The sequence below is a fragment of the Pseudomonas caricapapayae genome, assembly GCF_001400735.1.
GTDB classification, from domain to species: Bacteria; Pseudomonadota; Gammaproteobacteria; order Pseudomonadales; family Pseudomonadaceae; genus Aquipseudomonas; species Aquipseudomonas caricapapayae.
In genome coordinates, this window is record NZ_LJPW01000042.1 from 16642 (window position 1) to 32868 (window position 16227).

Consider the following 16227-nt stretch of genomic DNA (forward strand, 5'->3'; position numbering starts at 1 on the left):
ATGGAATCTCGGTAGTACCCGTATCGTTCAGCCCGGAGGGCGTCAGCAGGTACGAGGACGGCAGCCCGAACAGCCGCCGACCGTTGTGTCTTGTTATGCGCCGACCACGGTCGGACTCTTGCCCGGAACGAGTGTGGCTGCGCTGGCTGGCGCTATACCGGCTTCGAACTCCGAGCGGAAATACTTGATCGCACTGCCCAATGGTTCAACGGCACCCGGTGCATGGGCGCAGAAGGTCTTGCCAGGGCCGAGGAAATTGACCAGACCCAGCAGGGTTTCGATGTCCCCCGGCTGACCTTGACCTTTCTCGATGGCGCGAAGCATTTTCACGCTCCACGGCAGACCGTCACGACATGGGGTACAGAAGCCGCAGGATTCCTGAGCGAAAAACTCTTCCATGTTGCGCAGCAACGAAACCATGTTGACCGAATCGTCGACAGCCATGGCCAGACCTGTACCCATACGGGTGCCGACCTTGGCGATACCGCCTGCGTACATCTGTGCGTCCAGATGCTCGGGCAGCAGAAAACCTGTACCGGCACCACCGGGCTGCCAGCACTTGAGCTTGAAGCCGTCGCGCATGCCACCGGCGTAATCTTCGAACAGTTCGCGAGCCTGCACGCCGAACGGCAGCTCCCACAGGCCAGGGTTTTTCACCTTGCCGGAGAAGCCCATCAGTTTGGTGCCGTGGTCTTCACTGCCTTCGCGGGCCAGCGATTTGTACCAGTCGTTGCCGTTGTTGACGATAGCGGGCACGTTGCACAGCGTTTCGACGTTGTTTACACAGGTCGGTTTGCCCCAGACCCCTACCGCAGCGGGGAAGGGCGGCTTGGAGCGCGGGTTGGCACGGCGTCCTTCCAGCGAATTGATCAGCGCTGTCTCTTCGCCGCAGATGTAGCGCCCGGCACCCGTGTGGACAAACAGTTCGAAGTCGAAGCCGGTGCCAAGAATATTCTTGCCCAGCAGACCGGCTGCCTTGGCTTCTGCCACCGCACGATTGAGGTGTTTGGCGGCGGTCACATATTCGCCACGCAGGAAGATATAACCGCGGTAGGCTTTCAGCGCACGCGCACTGATCAGCATGCCCTCGACCAGCAGATGGGGCAGTTGCTCCATCAGCATCCGGTCTTTCCAGGTGTTGGGCTCCATCTCGTCCGCATTGCATAGCAGGTAGCGGATGTTCATGGATTCGTCTTTGGGCATCAGGCCCCACTTCACACCGGTGGGAAAGCCCGCACCACCGCGGCCCTTGAGGCCTGAATCCTTGACCGACTGGACGATGTCGTCGGGCGACTGCTGCGTCAGCGCCTTGCGCGCCGCAGCGTAGCCGTCCTTTGCCTGGTACTCTTCAAGCCAGACCGGCTCGCCGTCGTCACGCAGACGCCAGGTCAGCGGATGGGTTTCTGCCGTGCGCGCAATGCGGTTGGCAGGGCCGAAGGAAGTGATGGTCATAGGTAACCCTCCAGCATTTTGGCAACGCCAGCAGGCTGTACATCGCCGAAAGTGTCATCGTCGACCATCACGGCCGGCGCCTTGTCACAGTTGCCGAGGCAGCAGACCGGCAGCAAGGTGAAGCGCCCGTCAGCGGTGGTCTGACCCAGGCCGATGCCCAGTGAACTCCTGATCTCGTCCACCACGTTTTCGTGGCCGCCGATGAAGCACACCATACTGTTGCAGACACGAATGATGTGACGTCCGACAGGCTGGCGGAAGATTTGACTGTAAAAGGTGGCAACACCCTCGACGTCGCTGGCGGGGATGCCCAGCAAGTCGCCGATCGCGTAGATGGCACCGTCGGGCACCCAGCCACGTTCCTTTTGAACAATCTTCAGGGCTTCGATGGACGCCGCGCGCGGGTCCTCGTAGTGATGCATCTCGTGCTCGATGGCCGAGCGCTCGGTTTCGCTCAATGCGAAACGGTCAGTCTGGATTAGCGGGCTATTCATGCTTAGCGGTCCACGTCGGCCATAACGAAGTCGATACTACCCAGGTACGCAATCAAGTCCGCGACCATGCTGCCTTTGATCACCGAGGGGATCTGCTGCAGGTGCGGGTAACTCGGGGTGCGGATCCGGGTACGGTAGCTCATGGTGCCGCCGTCGCTCGTCAGGTAGTAGCTGTTGATACCCTTGGTCGCTTCGATCATCTGGAAGGATTCGTTGGCCGGCATCACCGGGCCCCACGAAACCTGCAGGAAGTGCGTGATCAGGGTCTCGATGTGCTGCAGGGTGCGCTCTTTCGGCGGTGGCGTAGTCAGCGGGTGATCCGCCTTGTACGGGCCTTCCGGCATGTTGCGCATGCACTGGTCGATGATCTTGATGCTTTGGCGCATCTCTTCGACGCGGACCATGCAGCGGTCATAGGCATCGCCGTTGGCGGCCAGCGGCACTTCGAATTCGAAGTTCTCGTAACCCGAGTAAGGACGGGCCTTGCGCAGGTCGAAATCGCAACCGGTGGAGCGCAGGCCTGCACCCGTGACGCCCCATTCAAGGGCCTCCTTGGTGTTGTAGGCGGCAACGCCGACGGTACGACCCTTGAGGATGCTGTTCTGCAGGGCCGCCTTGGTGTATTCGTCGAGGCGCTTGGGCAGCCAGTCGACGAAGTCCTTGACCAGTTTTTCCCAGCCACGCGGCAGGTCGTGAGCAACCCCGCCGATGCGGTACCAGGCCGGATGCAGGCGGAAGCCGGTAATGGCTTCGATCACGGTATAGGCTTTCTGCCGGTCGGTGAACGTGAAGAATACCGGTGTCATGGCGCCCACGTCCTGGATATAGGTACCCAGGAACAGCAGGTGGCTGGTGATGCGGAAGAACTCGGCCATCATGATACGGATGACATCGACTTTTTCCGGCACCTTGATGCCTGCCAGCTTCTCGACCGAGAGGACATAGGGCAGGTTGTTCATGACCCCGCCGAGGTAATCGATACGATCGGTGTAGGGAATGAAGCTATGCCATGACTGGCGCTCAGCCATCTTTTCGGCACCACGGTGGTGGTAGCCAATGTCCGGGACGCAGTCGACGATCTCTTCGCCATCGAGCTGCAGAATGATACGGAACGCACCGTGAGCAGACGGGTGGTTCGGTCCCAGGTTGAGGAACATGTAGTCCTCATTCGCGCCGGAGCGTTTCATGCCCCAGTCTTCCGGGCGGAAGCGTGCGGCTTCCTCTTCAAGTTGCTGTTTGGCGAGGGTCAGGCTGTAAGGGTCAAACTCCGTGGCTCGGGCAGGGAAGTCCTTGCGCAGCGGGTGACCTTCCCAGGTCGGCGGCATCATGATGCGGCTCAGGTGCGGGTGGCCCGGAAAGTCGATTCCGAACATGTCCCACACTTCGCGCTCGTACCAGTTGGCGTTCGGCCAGATACTGGTGATCGTCGGCACGCTAAGGTCGCTTTCGGACAGCGCTACCTTGATCATCACGTCGCTGTTTCGCTCGATCGACAGCAGGTGATAGAAAACAGTGAAGTCCGCACCTGGCAGGCCGCGGCGGTGGGTGCGCAGGCGCTCGTCCACACCATGCAGGTCATAAAGCATGGAGTAGGGTTTGGGCACGTTGCGCAGGAACGTCAGAATTTCAAACAGTCGGGCGCGCTCGACCCACAGCACAGGCATGCCGGTGCGAGTCGGCTGGGCGGTGAAGGCCTCGGCACCAAAACGGTTGTTCAGTTCAACGACGACATCTTGGTCGTCAGCCTTGTAAGGCGGGATGTACAGAGCGTTGTCTGCAGTCATAGGTCTCAATCACTTCGGTCAACGTACAGAATCAACCCCGGTTCTTGTCTTTTTTATAAGAAGAACGGGCTGGATCAGACTTCGTCGGGGCTGCGCAGGTTGGTTACCTGAATACGCTGTTCGCGGCGCTGTTCCTTTTGCGAAGGCATCTCGGCGCGGTAAACGCCTTGATCGCCAACGACCCAGGAAAGAGGGCGACGCTCCTTGCCGATGGATTCCTGCAGCAGCATCAAGCCTTGCAAAAACGCTTCGGGGCGGGGCGGGCAGCCGGGCACGTAGACATCCACGGGAAGGAATTTGTCCACCCCCTGGACCACTGAGTAGATGTCGTACATGCCACCGGAGTTGGCACATGAACCCATGGAAATGACCCATTTGGGTTCGAGCATTTGCTCGTAGAGACGCTGGATGATCGGCGCCATCTTGATGAAGCAAGTCCCGGCAATAACCATGAAATCCGCCTGCCGTGGCGATGCCCGGATGACTTCCGCGCCAAAGCGCGCAATGTCGTGGGGAGCCGTGAAGGCGGTGGTCATTTCCACATAGCAGCACGACAAGCCGAAATTGTAGGGCCATAGGGAGTTTTTACGCCCCCAGTTGACCGCACCGTTCAGCACGTCTTCCAGCTTGCCCATGTAGATGTTTTTGTGGACTTGATCTTCTAACGGATCGGAAACGGTTTCCCGTTTGCCGATGGGGTACTGCTCGTTAGGAGCGTCCGGGTCGATCCTGGTGAGATTATATTGCATCGCCAAAGCCTCATTGTTTCAGCTTCGCTTGCCGGTTACGGCGACCTTCAGGAGCCCAGTCAAGTGCTCCAACCCGCCATAGGTAGACAAGACCTGCCAACAGAATTGCTATGAAAACGAGAGCTTCGACGAATCCGGTCCAGCCGCTTTCGCGGACGGACACAGACCAGGCAAAGAGAAAAAGGGCTTCAATGTCAAAGATCACGAAGAGCATCGCGACCAGATAGAATTTTGCGGAGAGCCGCAGACGCGCGCTGCCGGTGGGCAGCATGCCGGATTCGAAAGGTTCGTTCTTGCTGCGGCCCCATGCCTTGTTTCCGAGCAGGCTGGACAGACCGAGCATGAAGGCGCAAAGGCCGACAACACCCAAAAGGAAAATGGCGAAGCCCCAGTTGTGGGCAATCAGACCTGTCGATTCGGGCATGCTGGCAGTCCTTGTTAGAGAGCAAAGGTCTCTGTGCTTGATAAAGAGTCGAGGCAGTGACGAAATGTCGCAGCGCGGTCAACGGATTGATTTTATGTGCAAACAGTTGGCAAGTAAATTTTCTACATCAAATTTATTTACGGAATTAATCGCATTGTGCCCTTGGGGAAGGCTGCAAGGCCTGCCAGGCGGGCGTCAGCAGGCTTTTCGCTAATTATGTTTCTTGGTGACGAAAAGGAATAAAAGGCAATTTGAATGATAATTGATATCATTTAAAAGGGTTTGGGTAGTTCATTGCCGGATCCTCAGACCCTAGTTGTGAAGAAGGCCGCTTATAAACTGCGTCTTTTGTAGCATCCGGTGTGGAACTGCGCATTGTCCGAAATCAATACCGGCGATATCTGACACAAAAAACAGACCGCCCTTACGGACGGTCTGTTTTTTCAACGCCTTGCGCGGTGGATCAGTGGAATTGCTCCTCTTCGGTCGAGCCAGTCAGCGCGGTTACCGAGGACACGCCGCCCTGGATCACTGTGGTCATGTCATCGAAATAGCCGGTGCCCACTTCCTGCTGGTGAGCGACAAAGGTGTAGCCCTTGGCAGCGTCGGCGAACTCCTGTTCCTGCAGTTTCACGTAGGCAGTCATGTCATTGCGGGCATAGTCGTGGGCCAGATTGAACATGCTGTGCCACATGTTATGGATGCCTGCCAGAGTGATGAACTGATGCTTGTAGCCCATGGCCGAAAGCTCGCGCTGAAACCTGGCGATGGTCGCGTCGTCGAGGTTTTTCTTCCAGTTGAAGGAAGGCGAGCAGTTGTAGGAAAGCAGCTGGTCCGGGTATTCCTTCTTGATGGCCTCGGCAAAGCGCCGTGCTTCATCCAGGTCCGGTTTGGCGGTTTCACACCAGATCAGATCCGCATAGGGCGCGTAAGCCAGGCCGCGTGAGATGGCCTGATCAAGACCTGCACGGACCTTGTAGAACCCTTCATGAGTCCGCTCGCCTGTCACGAATGGCTTATCGTACGGGTCGCAATCGGAGGTCAGCAGATCTGCAGCGTTGGCGTCTGTTCTTGCCAGAATAATCGTCGGCACACCGGCCACGTCAGCGGCAAGCCGGGCGGCGACCAGCTTCTGGACCGCTTCCTGAGTCGGAACCAGAACTTTGCCGCCCATGTGCCCGCATTTCTTCACTGATGCCAACTGATCTTCGAAATGCACCCCGGCAGCACCCGCTTCGATCATGCTCTTCATCAGTTCGTAAGCATTGAGCACACCGCCGAATCCGGCCTCGGCGTCTGCCACGATCGGTGCGAAATAGTCGATATAGCCTTCGTCACCCGGGGCTTTGCCGGCTTTCCACTGGATCTGGTCAGCACGGCGGAACGAGTTGTTGATACGCTTGACCACGGTTGGCACTGAGTCGACCGGGTACAGCGACTGATCCGGGTACATTGATTCGGCAGAGTTGTTGTCGGCAGCGACCTGCCAGCCAGACAGGTAGATGGCCTGAATGCCGGCCTTGACCTGCTGAACGGCCTGACCGCCTGTAAGAGCGCCCATGCAATTGACGAAATCCTTGTCCGGTCGGAAGGATGGCTTCGCACCCTGGGTCACCAGATTCCAGAGTTTGTCTGCACCCAGTCTCGCGAAGGTATGTTCGGGTTGGACCGAGCCGCGCAGGCGGACCACATCTGCTGCGGAATAAGTACGGGTCACGTCTTTCCAGCGCGGATTTTCAGCCCAGTCTTTCTCGAGAGCCGCTATTTGTTGTTCGCGTGTCAGTGCCATGGTGATAAACCTCTAGAAGTAGGTCTCGTTGGAAAGTCCTGCTCCGCCAATACGCCCTGTTTATCGAAGGCACTGTAGATGGCTGCTCGCTGTTTCGAGGTCTTGCGTGAGGCCGCACTTGATGTGGGTCGCGACGGATGAACGATGTGCTCAAGGGGGGAGCGGGTGTCCGGACACGATGCTGTCAGGTGGACAGTCGGGCCTGCAGTAGCGTTGTTCACCACCGTCAGCCTTGCCAGGTTACCGTTTACGCTTCCGTCCCTCGGGACAACTTCGTTCCAGTCGCAACCTCGTCAAACTGCCTTGTGGGCGGTACGGACACGAACCGGCTCTGGTGGGTGGGTGAGAGCGGCGATTCGAAGGCTCTTTGCAAAGCCTCTGATTAGCGGGAGCGAGGCAATCATGCCTCGCACATTGAGGGTCGTCAAACGTTTTGTAGTGATTTTTTCAAGTCACTACATATTCGCGTAAAGCCGACTGGTCAGTCACCAAAAGGCCCGCAGGTGCTGGGTTTCAGGTCAGCGCAGGCTAATCAAGGGTTTCGACCTTCACACGTAAAATCATGTCGTCCCTGCCCTGTGTGGAATAGCGTTGCGCCAGCCCTCTCTGATCGGCAACGGATTGATCGCTGTTGCTCGCCAGTGTGATCCATTCTCCGAGTCGTCCGCTGACCTGGCTGTCGGTGCTTTGCACCTTGATAGCGTCAGGCCGTTCCTGGCTCATACGGTCATGATTGGTGCTGATATTCAGGTGGACGGTATCGCCGGTCACACTGGCGGTCACGTAAAACCCCTGGGTCACATTGCGATATTCAGTGTTGTTCTGCGAGTAGCCGTAGGAGTCCGTGGAAGAAGACGTCAGCGGAACGCTTTGGCCGATCTGGATAAGCGCAGGCGTGCCTTCACTCGTCTGCACCTGTTGCACGCCGCCTTCACGGCTGGCCGTGCCGTATTCTATGACGCGTGATCCGCCGCTATTGCGCGTTGCGTTATCGCTGGTATCGACACTGATCAACAGGCGTTTTGGCGCGATGTCCAGCTGTGAAATCAGGGCGCGAAGCTCTTCGATCTTGCGTGACTCTGCGTTGACGATCAGTTGATTGCCATAAGCGCTGACCGAGCCTTCGGTACCCAGAAAAGATTTGGCGACCGGTAGCAGATCGGCACTGGTGCGGTAGTTGAGCGGGACGACTTCGGTCGCCGCGAGGCTATGAGCGCTGAATACGATCAGCATTGAGGTGAGCGCTGCATTGAGCAAGTTACGTACTGACATGTTCATTCTCCGCGGTAGGCGCGTAAAGCATGAGTTTGCCACTGTGTCGGCTGCATGCAATCAAGCTGGATGGTGAGGCATAAAAATGCCCTGCCGTTTTTCGCTCCGACCTCGGTAGTGGCGAGTGAAAAAGGGCAGGGCGATCATTATGTAGTGCCTCGATAAGCGCCTACACAAACACACCGATCACGCTTCGCGAAGCATATCGACATGCGGTAGACCGGCTTCGAGGAATTCGTCGCTGATAACCGAAAAACCGAAGCGCTGATAAAACTCTACCGCCTGTACTTGCGCGCTGAGCTTGAGCGGTTTGAGCCCGCGCTGTTCGGCCTCGTGAATCACCGCGCGAAGCAGGGCTTCACCGACCTTCAGGCCGCGCCAGTCCTTGAGGACTGACAGTCGCCCGATTTCACCGTCCGGTAGCAGGCGGGCAGTACCGACTGCGTACTCGCCTTCATAAGCGAGAAAGTGCACCGCACCTGCGTCTTCGGCATCCCATTCGAGCTCCGGCGGCACCGATTGCTCGGCGATAAATACCGAGTCGCGTATGCGCCGGATGTCGGCATTGTTCTTCTGCCATTGTGCGACAGCTACAGTGACTTTATTCATCGGCAAATCCCAGGCTTCCTTGTTTTACGAGTTCGCAAAGCAGACTGCGTCCATCGTCGTCAGCCAACCATTGGCTGAGATTTTCACTGTGCAGGGCGTCGGCGGCACAGATGAGTTTGAGCAGTTCGCGCAGGCTGCCCGGTAGCAGGCGACTCTGGCCACTGGCAAACAGTAGCAGATCGTCGTCAACTTCAGACCAGGCCAGCCTTGCGCTCGGGTTACGAATCAGCACTGCACCCTGTTCGAGACTTTCGAGGAGGTCGTCTTCTTCCAGTTCCGGTCCGGTGACCAGCTCCGGGTAGCGCGGTTCGGTCATGAACTGGCCAAACCAGGTCAGCAGCAGACGCTCGTCACTCATATGTTCTGTCAGCAGCGCCTTGAGGCGGTCGAGCGCGTCGTGCTGGATCTGATGGGGATCACTGACCGGCTGGGCGTCGGCGTCGGTGTAACGCTCCTCATCCGGGATGAACTGGCTGAGAAAATCGGTGAAATGAGTCAGGACCTCGGCAGCGCTTGGCGCGCGGAAACCGACCGAGTAGGTCAGGCAGTCGTCGACGGCAATGCCGCAGTGAGCCAGTCGGGGAGGCAGGTAAAGCATGTCGCCCGGTTCCAGTGTCCACTCTTCGGTTTTTTCGAATTCGGCAAGGATGCGCAGGTCGGCATGCTGGAGCAGCGGGCTTTCTGCATCGCACATCTGGCCGATCTGCCAGTGACGCTTGCCATGCCCTTGAAGCAGGAAGACGTCATAGTTGTCGAAATGCGGGCCTACGCTGCCGCCAGGCGCGGCGTAGCTGATCATCACATCGTCAATGCGCCAGCTTGGCAGAAAGCGAAAGTTTTCCAGCAGTTCACTGACTTCCGGAACGAACTGATCCACAGCCTGAACCAGAAGGGTCCAGTCGCGCTCGGGCAGTTTGCTGAATTCATCCTCGGCGAAAGGGCCTCGGCGCAGCTCCCAGGGACGTTCACCGTTTTCGAGAACCAGGCGTGATTCGACTTCCTCCTCCAGAGCAAGGCCGGCAAGCTCGTCCGCATCGATCGGGCTTTGAAAGTCCGGCAGAGCCTGGCGGATCAGCAGCGGTTTTTTCTGCCAGTAGTCACGCAGAAAAACGCGTGCGCTGATGCCGCCCAGAAGTTGCAGAGGAATATCAGGATTCATGTGTAAGCCCTTGAAATGAAAACGCCCGGCACAGCCGGGCGTGTGCAATTTTTTTGCGTGTCAGATGCGCTTGGCCTGAGCCGCTGCGTTACCGATGTAATTGGCTGGCGTGAGCTTCTTCAGCTCTGCCTTGGCTTCGGCAGGCATGGCCAGACCGTCGATGAAAGTCTGCAACGCTTCAGGGCTGATGCCCTTGCCGCGGGTCAGCTCTTTCAGTTTTTCATACGGGTTTTCGATGTTGTAACGACGCATCACGGTCTGAATCGGCTCTGCCAGAACTTCCCAGCACGCGTCCAGGTCGGCAGCAATGCGTTGTTCGTTCAGCTCCAGCTTGCTGATGCCCTTGAGGCTGGCTTCGTAAGCAATCACGCTGTGGGCAAAACCGACACCCAGGTTGCGCAGCACGGTGGAGTCGGTGAGGTCGCGCTGCCAGCGAGAGACAGGCAGTTTGCTCGCCAGATGCTGGAACAGTGCATTGGCGATGCCCAGATTGCCTTCCGAGTTTTCGAAGTCGATCGGATTGACCTTGTGTGGCATGGTCGAAGAGCCGATTTCGCCGGCAATTGTGCGCTGCTTGAAGTAACCCAGCGAGATATAGCCCCAGATATCGCGATCGAAATCGATCAGGATTGTGTTGAAGCGTGCAATGGCATCAAACAGCTCGGCAATGTAGTCGTGCGGCTCGATCTGCGTGGTGTAGGGGTTGAAGCCCAGACCTAGTTCGTCTTCGATGAACGCACGCGCGTTGGCTTCCCAGTCGATGTCCGCATAAGCGGAAAGGTGCGCGTTGTAGTTGCCGACTGCGCCATTGATCTTGCCCAGCAGGGGAACTGCGGCGATCTGGCCAATCTGGCGCTCCAGGCGGTATACAACGTTGGCCAGTTCCTTGCCCAGCGTGGTCGGGGAGGCTGGCTGGCCATGAGTGCGCGAGAGCATCGGAACGTCGGCGAAGCGGATCGCCAGCTCGCGGATGGCATCGGCAATCTGGCGCATCAACGGCAGCACTACCGTGTCGCGGCCCTCGCGCAGCATCAACGCATGGGACAGGTTATTGATGTCTTCGCTGGTGCAGGCGAAGTGGATGAACTCACTGACCTTTTCCAGCTCGGGCAACTTGGCAGCCTGCTCCTTGAGCAGATACTCCACGGCTTTGACGTCGTGGTTGGTGGTGCGCTCGATCTCTTTGACGCGTTCGGCGTGCTCCACAGAGAAGTCTTCAGCCAAGGTGTCGAGGATGGCGTTGGCTTGTGCGGAGAAGGCCGGGACCTCGGTAATCTGCGGGTGGGCCGCCAGACGCTGGAGCCAGCGAACCTCAACCATCACGCGAAAACGGATCAGGCCGTATTCGCTGAAAATAGGGCGCAAGGCCTGGGTTTTGCCGGCGTAGCGGCCATCAACAGGGGAAACCGCAGTGAGCGAAGAAAGCTGCATGGGATGCTCTCGGACAGTCGGGCAACGAAAAGGGCGCATATCATACATGAAAAGTCAGTCGGACCGGAGCCCGCTGACCAGCGTAGACGGCGTCGTGCCTGAGGTGGTGAAGGTCATTGGTACGCGGCGGTTCAGCCGTGAAGCAATGGATAGAGTTCTTTCAACAGCTTGCGACGGCTGAACACCAATTGCCAGCGATGACCGCCAACTTGTCGCCACAGGCGAGCGGAGCGAATACCTGCCAGAAGGATGGCGCGAATCTTCGAAGCGTTGTTCGGTTGCTGAAGATTGCGCATGTCACCCTGGACCTGAATGCGCTGGCGTAATGTGCTCAAGGTGTCCTGATACAGCGCGCCTGTCGCGGCAATCACGTTCTCGTGTGCCACGCCGAAATGCTCGACCTGGGACTGAATGACCGGGATGCGTTTGCCGATCACTTCGAGCAGGTCATCGCGCTTGGCCAATTGGCGTTCGAGCCCGAGCATCGACAGGGCGTAACGCAACGGTTCACGCTGCAGTGTGGCCGGGTCGCGTTCGAGGGCGCTGGCCATCGCTCGATAGCCTTCGTGCAGGTTAAGGTCATCGCCGCCATAGACATCCAGCGTATCTTTCGGGTCAACCACCAGCAGGCTGCCGAGCATGCAGCTCAGCGCCGCTTCGCTGACCTGACCGGTCTTGGCGATCCGGTCGACCAGCACGGCGGCCTGGAATACGCCGCCCAACGCGATCAATTGTTCCTGAATCGGGGTCATCAACGCTTGTCCTTGCTGGTCCAGGGCTCGGCAATTTCGATCACGCCGCCGCCCAGACAGATTTCGCCATCGTAGAACACCACTGACTGGCCGGGTGTTACAGCGCGTTGCGGGTCATCGAACGTGGCTCGGTAGCCGTCAGCAGTCTTTTCCAGCGTGCATGGCTGGTCGCCCTGACGATAGCGGACTTTTGCCGTGAGCCTGCGCGGGCTGCTCAGATCAACCGGGTTGACCCAGTAGATCTCCGAAGAAACCAGAGCGCGGGAAAACAGCCACGGATGGTCGTTGCCCTGGCCAACGATCAATTCATTGTCGTCCAGGTCCTTGACCAGTACGTACCACGGGTCATCGCCGGCATCCTTGAGGCCGCCAATGCCCAGACCCTGGCGCTGACCGATGGTGTGATACATCAGGCCGCTGTGACGGCCGATGACTTCGCCTTCTGTGGTCTTGATTTCGCCGGGCTGGGCGGGCAGGTACTGGCGCAGGAAATCCGTGAAACGGCGCTCGCCAATGAAGCAGATCCCGGTGGAATCCTTCTTTTTGGCAGTAGCCAGGCCGTGTTTTTCAGCGATGGCACGTACTTCCGGTTTTTCCAGCTCGCCAACCGGGAACAGCGTCCTGGCAATCTGTTCGCCGCCGACGGCGTGCAGGAAGTAACTCTGGTCCTTGTTCGGGTCCAGGCCCTTGAGCAGTTCCGTGCGGCCATCGATATCGCGGCGGCGCACATAGTGGCCGGTGGCGATCAAATCGGCACCCAGCATCAATGCATAGTCAAGAAATGCCTTGAACTTGATTTCACGGTTGCAGAGGATGTCCGGGTTGGGCGTTCGTCCGGCCTTGTACTCTTCCAGGAAATGCTCGAAGACATTGTCCCAGTACTCGGCAGCGAAGTTGGCTGTGTGCAGCTTGATGCCGATCTTGTCGCAAACGGCCTGGGCATCGGCCAGGTCTTCGCGGGCGGTGCAATATTCCGTTCCGTCGTCTTCTTCCCAGTTCTTCATGAACAAGCCTTCCACCTGATAACCCTGCTCCATGAGCAGTACGGCGGAAACGGAAGAGTCCACGCCGCCGGACATGCCGACTATGACGCGCTTCATTTCTGAGTTCGAGGGGGCTGGATCACGCATGGGGATTCAACGGCTGACCTGTAAAAGGACGCGATTCTATCAGGCTGAGGGCGTCGAGTCTCACGCCTTGTCGCGCAGCAGGTCGAGACTGAAATGTTCGGCATTGAGGTAATCGTCCAGGCAGCGCAGCACCAGTTCGCTGCGCCAGCGCTCCTGTTGGGCCAGCAGCTCGTCGCGAGTCAGCCAGACCGCGCCAACGATGCCCTCGTCCAGCTGATATTCGGGATTGTGTCGCAAGGCCTTCGCGGCGAAGCAGATACGCTGGTAGGTCACGCCATTGCTCGGCGCGGTGTAAAGGTAGATGCCCACCACGCCGCTCAATTCGACGTCCCAGCCTGTTTCCTCAAGGGTTTCACGTATTGCCGCGCGTTGCAGGCTTTCGTTCGGATCGAGGTGCCCGGCGGGTTGGTTGAGTACCGCGCGTCCACCTTTGATTTCCTCGACGAAAAGAAAGCGGCCTTGATCTTCGACGATGGTTGCGACGGTAACGTGGGCTTGCCAGGTCATGAAGTAGTCTCTCTGTCAGTTGATTTTGGCTGATTTCAGGCGTGCCATGCGGCATTACCTTGATTTGCCGTGCCATCAATGCAAAAGCCCCGGCGCGCAGGCCGGGGCTTTTGGCTGGGCGACGCCGTATCGCGCCGCACCGCTCATGCCGTTTACGCTTTCAGCGCATCGATAGCGGCGTTGAGAGTCGCGCTCGGGCGCATGGCCTTGCTGGTAACTTCCGGGTTAGGGAAGTAGTAGCCGCCAATTTCCACCGGCTTGCCCTGAACAGCGTTCAGCTCGGCAACGATTTTTTCTTCGTTGTCGGTCAGGGTCTTGGCCAAAGGAGCAAATTGCGCCTTGAGGTCTGCATCGTCGTTCTGAGCAGCCAGTGCCTGAGCCCAGAACAGGGTCAGGTAAAAGTGACTGCCGCGGTTGTCGATGCCGCCGACCTTGCGCGAAGGCGACTTGTTGCGGTCCAGGAACTCGCCAGTGGCCTGGTCGAGGGTCTTGGACAGCACCAGCGCTTTCGGATTGCTATAGGCATGGCCCAGATGCTCGAGAGACGCTGCCAGAGCCAGGAATTCGCCCAGCGAATCCCAGCGCAGGAAGTTTTCCTCGACGAACTGCTGGACGTGCTTCGGAGCCGAGCCACCAGCGCCGGTTTCGAACAGACCGCCGCCGTTCATCAGCGGAACGATCGACAGCATCTTCGCGCTGGTGCCCAGTTCCATGATCGGGAACAGGTCGGTCAGATAGTCGCGCAATACGTTGCCGGTCACCGAAATGGTGTCCTTGCCAGCGCGAGTACGCTCCAGGGTCAGCTTCATTGCATCGACCGGCGACAGGATCTGGATATCCAGGCCCGACGTGTCGTGATCGCCCAGGTACTTACGCACTTTTTCGATCATCACGCCGTCGTGCGCGCGCGACGAATCCAGCCAGAAGATAGCCGGGGTGTCGCTGGCGCGAGCGCGGTTGACGGCCAGTTTTACCCAGTCCTGAATCGGTGCATCCTTGGCCTGGCACATGCGCCAGATATCGCCGGCTTCGACGTTCTGTTCCATCAGCAGGTTGCCCTGGCTGTCGGTAACACGAACCACGCCGTTGGTCTGGATGTGGAAGGTCTTGTCGTGCGAGCCATATTCTTCGGCTTTCTGGGCCATCAGACCCACGTTCGGTACGCTGCCCATGGTAGTCGGGTCAAACGCGCCGTTTTTCTTGCAGTCTTCGATGATCGCCTGATAGATGGTGGCGTAGCAGCGATCCGGGATAACTGCCTTGGCATCGTGCAACTGGCCGTCTGTGCCCCACATCTTGCCGGAGTCACGGATCATCGCAGGCATCGATGCGTCGACAATTACGTCGCTTGGCACGTGCAGGTTGGTGATGCCCTTGTCGGAATTGACCATCGCCAACTGAGGGCGAACGGCGTAGACCGCTTCGATGTCAGCCTTGATTTCTGCCTGCTTGTCGGCGGGCAGGGTAGTGATGCGGTCGTACAGGTCGCCGATGCCGTTGTTGAGGCTGAAGCCGATCTGCTTGAGGGTATCGGCGTGCTTGGTCAGCGCATCCTTGTAGAACTCGTCGACGATCTGGCCGAACATGATCGGGTCGGAGATCTTCATCATGGTGGCTTTCAAGTGCACCGAAAACAGTACGCCCTGCTTGCGGGCGTCTTCGATTTCGGCAGCAATGAAGCTGCGCAGTGCCTTGGCGCTCATTACAGAGCAGTCGACGACTTCGCCAGCCTTGACGGCGGTTTTTTCCTTCAGAACGGTGGTGCTGCCGTCCTGAGCGATCAGTTCGATCTTGACGGTGTCGTCAGCTGCGATCTCGGCGGCTTTTTCACTGCCGTAGAAGTCGCCGTTGCTCATGTGGGCAACGTGAGCCTTGGAATCGGCAGACCAGGCGCCCATCTTGTGCGGGTGCTTGCGAGCGTAATTCTTGACCGAGAGGGGCGCGCGACGGTCGGAGTTGCCTTCACGCAGGACCGGGTTCACGGCACTGCCTTTGGTCTTGTCATAGCGCGCGCGGGTTTCTTTTTCCGCGTCAGTGTCAGGGTTTTCAGGGTAGTCAGGAATGTTGTAGCCCTGATTCTGGAGTTCCTTGATGGTCGCCTTCAATTGCGGGACCGAGGCGCTGATGTTAGGCAGCTTGATGATGTTGGCCTCTGGCGTGGTGGCCAGTTTGCCCAGCTCGGCGAGATGATCCGGCACTTTTTTGTCGGCAAGCAATTCAGGGAAGCTGGAAAGAACACGGCCCGCCAGAGAAATGTCGCGTGTCTCCACGTCGATATCGGAGGTTGCCGTGAACGCTTCGATAATAGGCAGCAGGGAGTAGGTGGCGAGGGCCGGAGCTTCGTCGGTGAAGGTGTAGATGATCTTCGAGCGGTTGGACATTCGTATTAACTCTCTTTTGCTGAGCATGCACAAAATCTCGATACGCGCATTCTAGGCGCGCTTGCCCACGGTTCGGCCATGAGCCAGGTCGAGGTTTATTCGCGGTGATGTTGGGTGCATCAGTCGAGCGTCAAGCTGTCAGGTCAGGTAGCGACCCGACGCATAAGAAGGTTGAGGGTCTGATTTCAGACGGGTCAGCCTTTATGACTCTTCGGTCACGGCGCGAGTATATCAAACCATTGGCGCGAGGCATTAATGCTACGCGTGCTATCGAATAATGAATATCCGCCGTTG

General features: G+C 58.2%; 14 protein-coding genes. All 14 read right to left on the minus strand.

Going from position 1 to position 16227, the window contains the following annotated elements:
• Positions 1-93 precede the first annotated feature (93 nt).
• Positions 94-1452, minus strand: a complete 1359-nt coding sequence (gene nuoF / locus ALO80_RS06010) for an NADH-quinone oxidoreductase subunit NuoF (RefSeq protein ID WP_055008292.1) — start codon at positions 1450-1452, stop codon at positions 94-96.
• Positions 1449-1946 carry an NADH-quinone oxidoreductase subunit NuoE gene (gene nuoE, locus ALO80_RS06015; RefSeq protein ID WP_054988064.1) on the minus strand — a complete coding sequence of 166 codons (498 nt, stop codon included), beginning with the start codon at positions 1944-1946 and terminating at the stop codon, positions 1449-1451. The genes nuoF and nuoE overlap by 4 nt, the downstream gene beginning before the upstream one ends.
• Before the next feature lie 2 nt (positions 1947-1948).
• On the minus strand, positions 1949-3730 hold the full coding sequence (gene nuoC, locus ALO80_RS06020; RefSeq protein ID WP_055008293.1) for an NADH-quinone oxidoreductase subunit C/D: 1782 nt from the start codon (positions 3728-3730) through the stop codon (positions 1949-1951).
• Between the two features lie 74 nt (positions 3731-3804).
• Positions 3805-4479, minus strand: coding sequence for a NuoB/complex I 20 kDa subunit family protein (locus ALO80_RS06025; protein ID WP_002554012.1), 675 nt, complete (start codon positions 4477-4479; stop codon positions 3805-3807).
• Positions 4480-4489: 10 nt separating this feature from the next.
• A complete protein-coding gene (locus tag ALO80_RS06030; protein ID WP_055008294.1) occupies positions 4490-4903 on the minus strand; it encodes an NADH-quinone oxidoreductase subunit A in 414 nt (137 codons plus the stop codon).
• Positions 4904-5366: 463 nt separating this feature from the next.
• Positions 5367-6692: an isocitrate lyase gene (gene aceA, locus ALO80_RS06035; RefSeq protein WP_055008295.1), complete on the minus strand. Its 1326-nt coding sequence runs from the start codon at positions 6690-6692 to the stop codon at positions 5367-5369.
• Between the two features lie 528 nt (positions 6693-7220).
• Positions 7221-7964 carry a secretin N-terminal domain-containing protein gene (locus tag ALO80_RS06040; protein WP_055008296.1) on the minus strand — a complete coding sequence of 248 codons (744 nt, stop codon included), beginning with the start codon at positions 7962-7964 and terminating at the stop codon, positions 7221-7223.
• A 186-nt stretch (positions 7965-8150) separates the two neighbouring features.
• Positions 8151-8573 (minus strand): GNAT family N-acetyltransferase, encoded by a 423-nt coding sequence (locus tag ALO80_RS06045; RefSeq protein WP_055008297.1) that lies wholly within the window; start codon positions 8571-8573, stop codon positions 8151-8153.
• The gene (locus ALO80_RS06050; RefSeq protein WP_055008298.1) at positions 8566-9732 is read right to left on the minus strand and encodes a ribosomal protein uL16 3-hydroxylase; all 1167 of its coding nucleotides are present in this window, start codon (positions 9730-9732) and stop codon (positions 8566-8568) included. The genes ALO80_RS06045 and ALO80_RS06050 overlap by 8 nt, the downstream gene beginning before the upstream one ends.
• A 60-nt stretch (positions 9733-9792) precedes the next feature.
• Entirely contained in the window at positions 9793-11163 is a 1371-nt protein-coding gene (purB, locus tag ALO80_RS06055) for an adenylosuccinate lyase (RefSeq protein WP_054986948.1), read from the minus strand.
• 131 nt (positions 11164-11294) lie between these two features.
• Positions 11295-11915, minus strand: coding sequence for a high frequency lysogenization protein HflD (gene hflD, locus ALO80_RS06060; protein WP_054986949.1), 621 nt, complete (start codon positions 11913-11915; stop codon positions 11295-11297).
• Entirely contained in the window at positions 11915-13045 is a 1131-nt protein-coding gene (gene mnmA, locus ALO80_RS06065; RefSeq protein WP_055008299.1) for a tRNA 2-thiouridine(34) synthase MnmA, read from the minus strand. Before mnmA ends, hflD begins: the two co-directional genes overlap by 1 nt.
• Positions 13046-13105: 60 nt before the next feature.
• Positions 13106-13552: an NUDIX hydrolase gene (locus tag ALO80_RS06070; protein WP_055008300.1), complete on the minus strand. Its 447-nt coding sequence runs from the start codon at positions 13550-13552 to the stop codon at positions 13106-13108.
• A gap of 152 nt (positions 13553-13704) precedes the next feature.
• The gene (locus ALO80_RS06075; protein WP_055008301.1) at positions 13705-15933 is read right to left on the minus strand and encodes an NADP-dependent isocitrate dehydrogenase; all 2229 of its coding nucleotides are present in this window, start codon (positions 15931-15933) and stop codon (positions 13705-13707) included.
• Positions 15934-16227 lie beyond the last annotated feature (294 nt).

What these genes read in the sequence shown, in the direction of transcription:
- nuoF (WP_055008292.1), bottom strand. Translation starts at nt 1,452, where the DNA reads ATGACCATCACTTCCTTCGGCCCTGCCAACCGCATTGCGCGCACGGCA.
- nuoE (WP_054988064.1), bottom strand. Translation starts at nt 1,946, where the DNA reads ATGAATAGCCCGCTAATCCAGACTGACCGTTTCGCATTGAGCGAAACC.
- nuoC (WP_055008293.1), bottom strand. Translation starts at nt 3,730, where the DNA reads ATGACTGCAGACAACGCTCTGTACATCCCGCCTTACAAGGCTGACGAC.
- ALO80_RS06025 (WP_002554012.1), bottom strand. Translation starts at nt 4,479, where the DNA reads ATGCAATATAATCTCACCAGGATCGACCCGGACGCTCCTAACGAGCAG.
- ALO80_RS06030 (WP_055008294.1), bottom strand. Translation starts at nt 4,903, where the DNA reads ATGCCCGAATCGACAGGTCTGATTGCCCACAACTGGGGCTTCGCCATT.
- aceA (WP_055008295.1), bottom strand. Translation starts at nt 6,692, where the DNA reads ATGGCACTGACACGCGAACAACAAATAGCGGCTCTCGAGAAAGACTGG.
- ALO80_RS06040 (WP_055008296.1), bottom strand. Translation starts at nt 7,964, where the DNA reads ATGTCAGTACGTAACTTGCTCAATGCAGCGCTCACCTCAATGCTGATC.
- ALO80_RS06045 (WP_055008297.1), bottom strand. Translation starts at nt 8,573, where the DNA reads ATGAATAAAGTCACTGTAGCTGTCGCACAATGGCAGAAGAACAATGCC.
- ALO80_RS06050 (WP_055008298.1), bottom strand. Translation starts at nt 9,732, where the DNA reads ATGAATCCTGATATTCCTCTGCAACTTCTGGGCGGCATCAGCGCACGC.
- purB (WP_054986948.1), bottom strand. Translation starts at nt 11,163, where the DNA reads ATGCAGCTTTCTTCGCTCACTGCGGTTTCCCCTGTTGATGGCCGCTAC.
- hflD (WP_054986949.1), bottom strand. Translation starts at nt 11,915, where the DNA reads ATGACCCCGATTCAGGAACAATTGATCGCGTTGGGCGGCGTATTCCAG.
- mnmA (WP_055008299.1), bottom strand. Translation starts at nt 13,045, where the DNA reads ATGCGTGATCCAGCCCCCTCGAACTCAGAAATGAAGCGCGTCATAGTC.
- ALO80_RS06070 (WP_055008300.1), bottom strand. Translation starts at nt 13,552, where the DNA reads ATGACCTGGCAAGCCCACGTTACCGTCGCAACCATCGTCGAAGATCAA.
- ALO80_RS06075 (WP_055008301.1), bottom strand. Translation starts at nt 15,933, where the DNA reads ATGTCCAACCGCTCGAAGATCATCTACACCTTCACCGACGAAGCTCCG.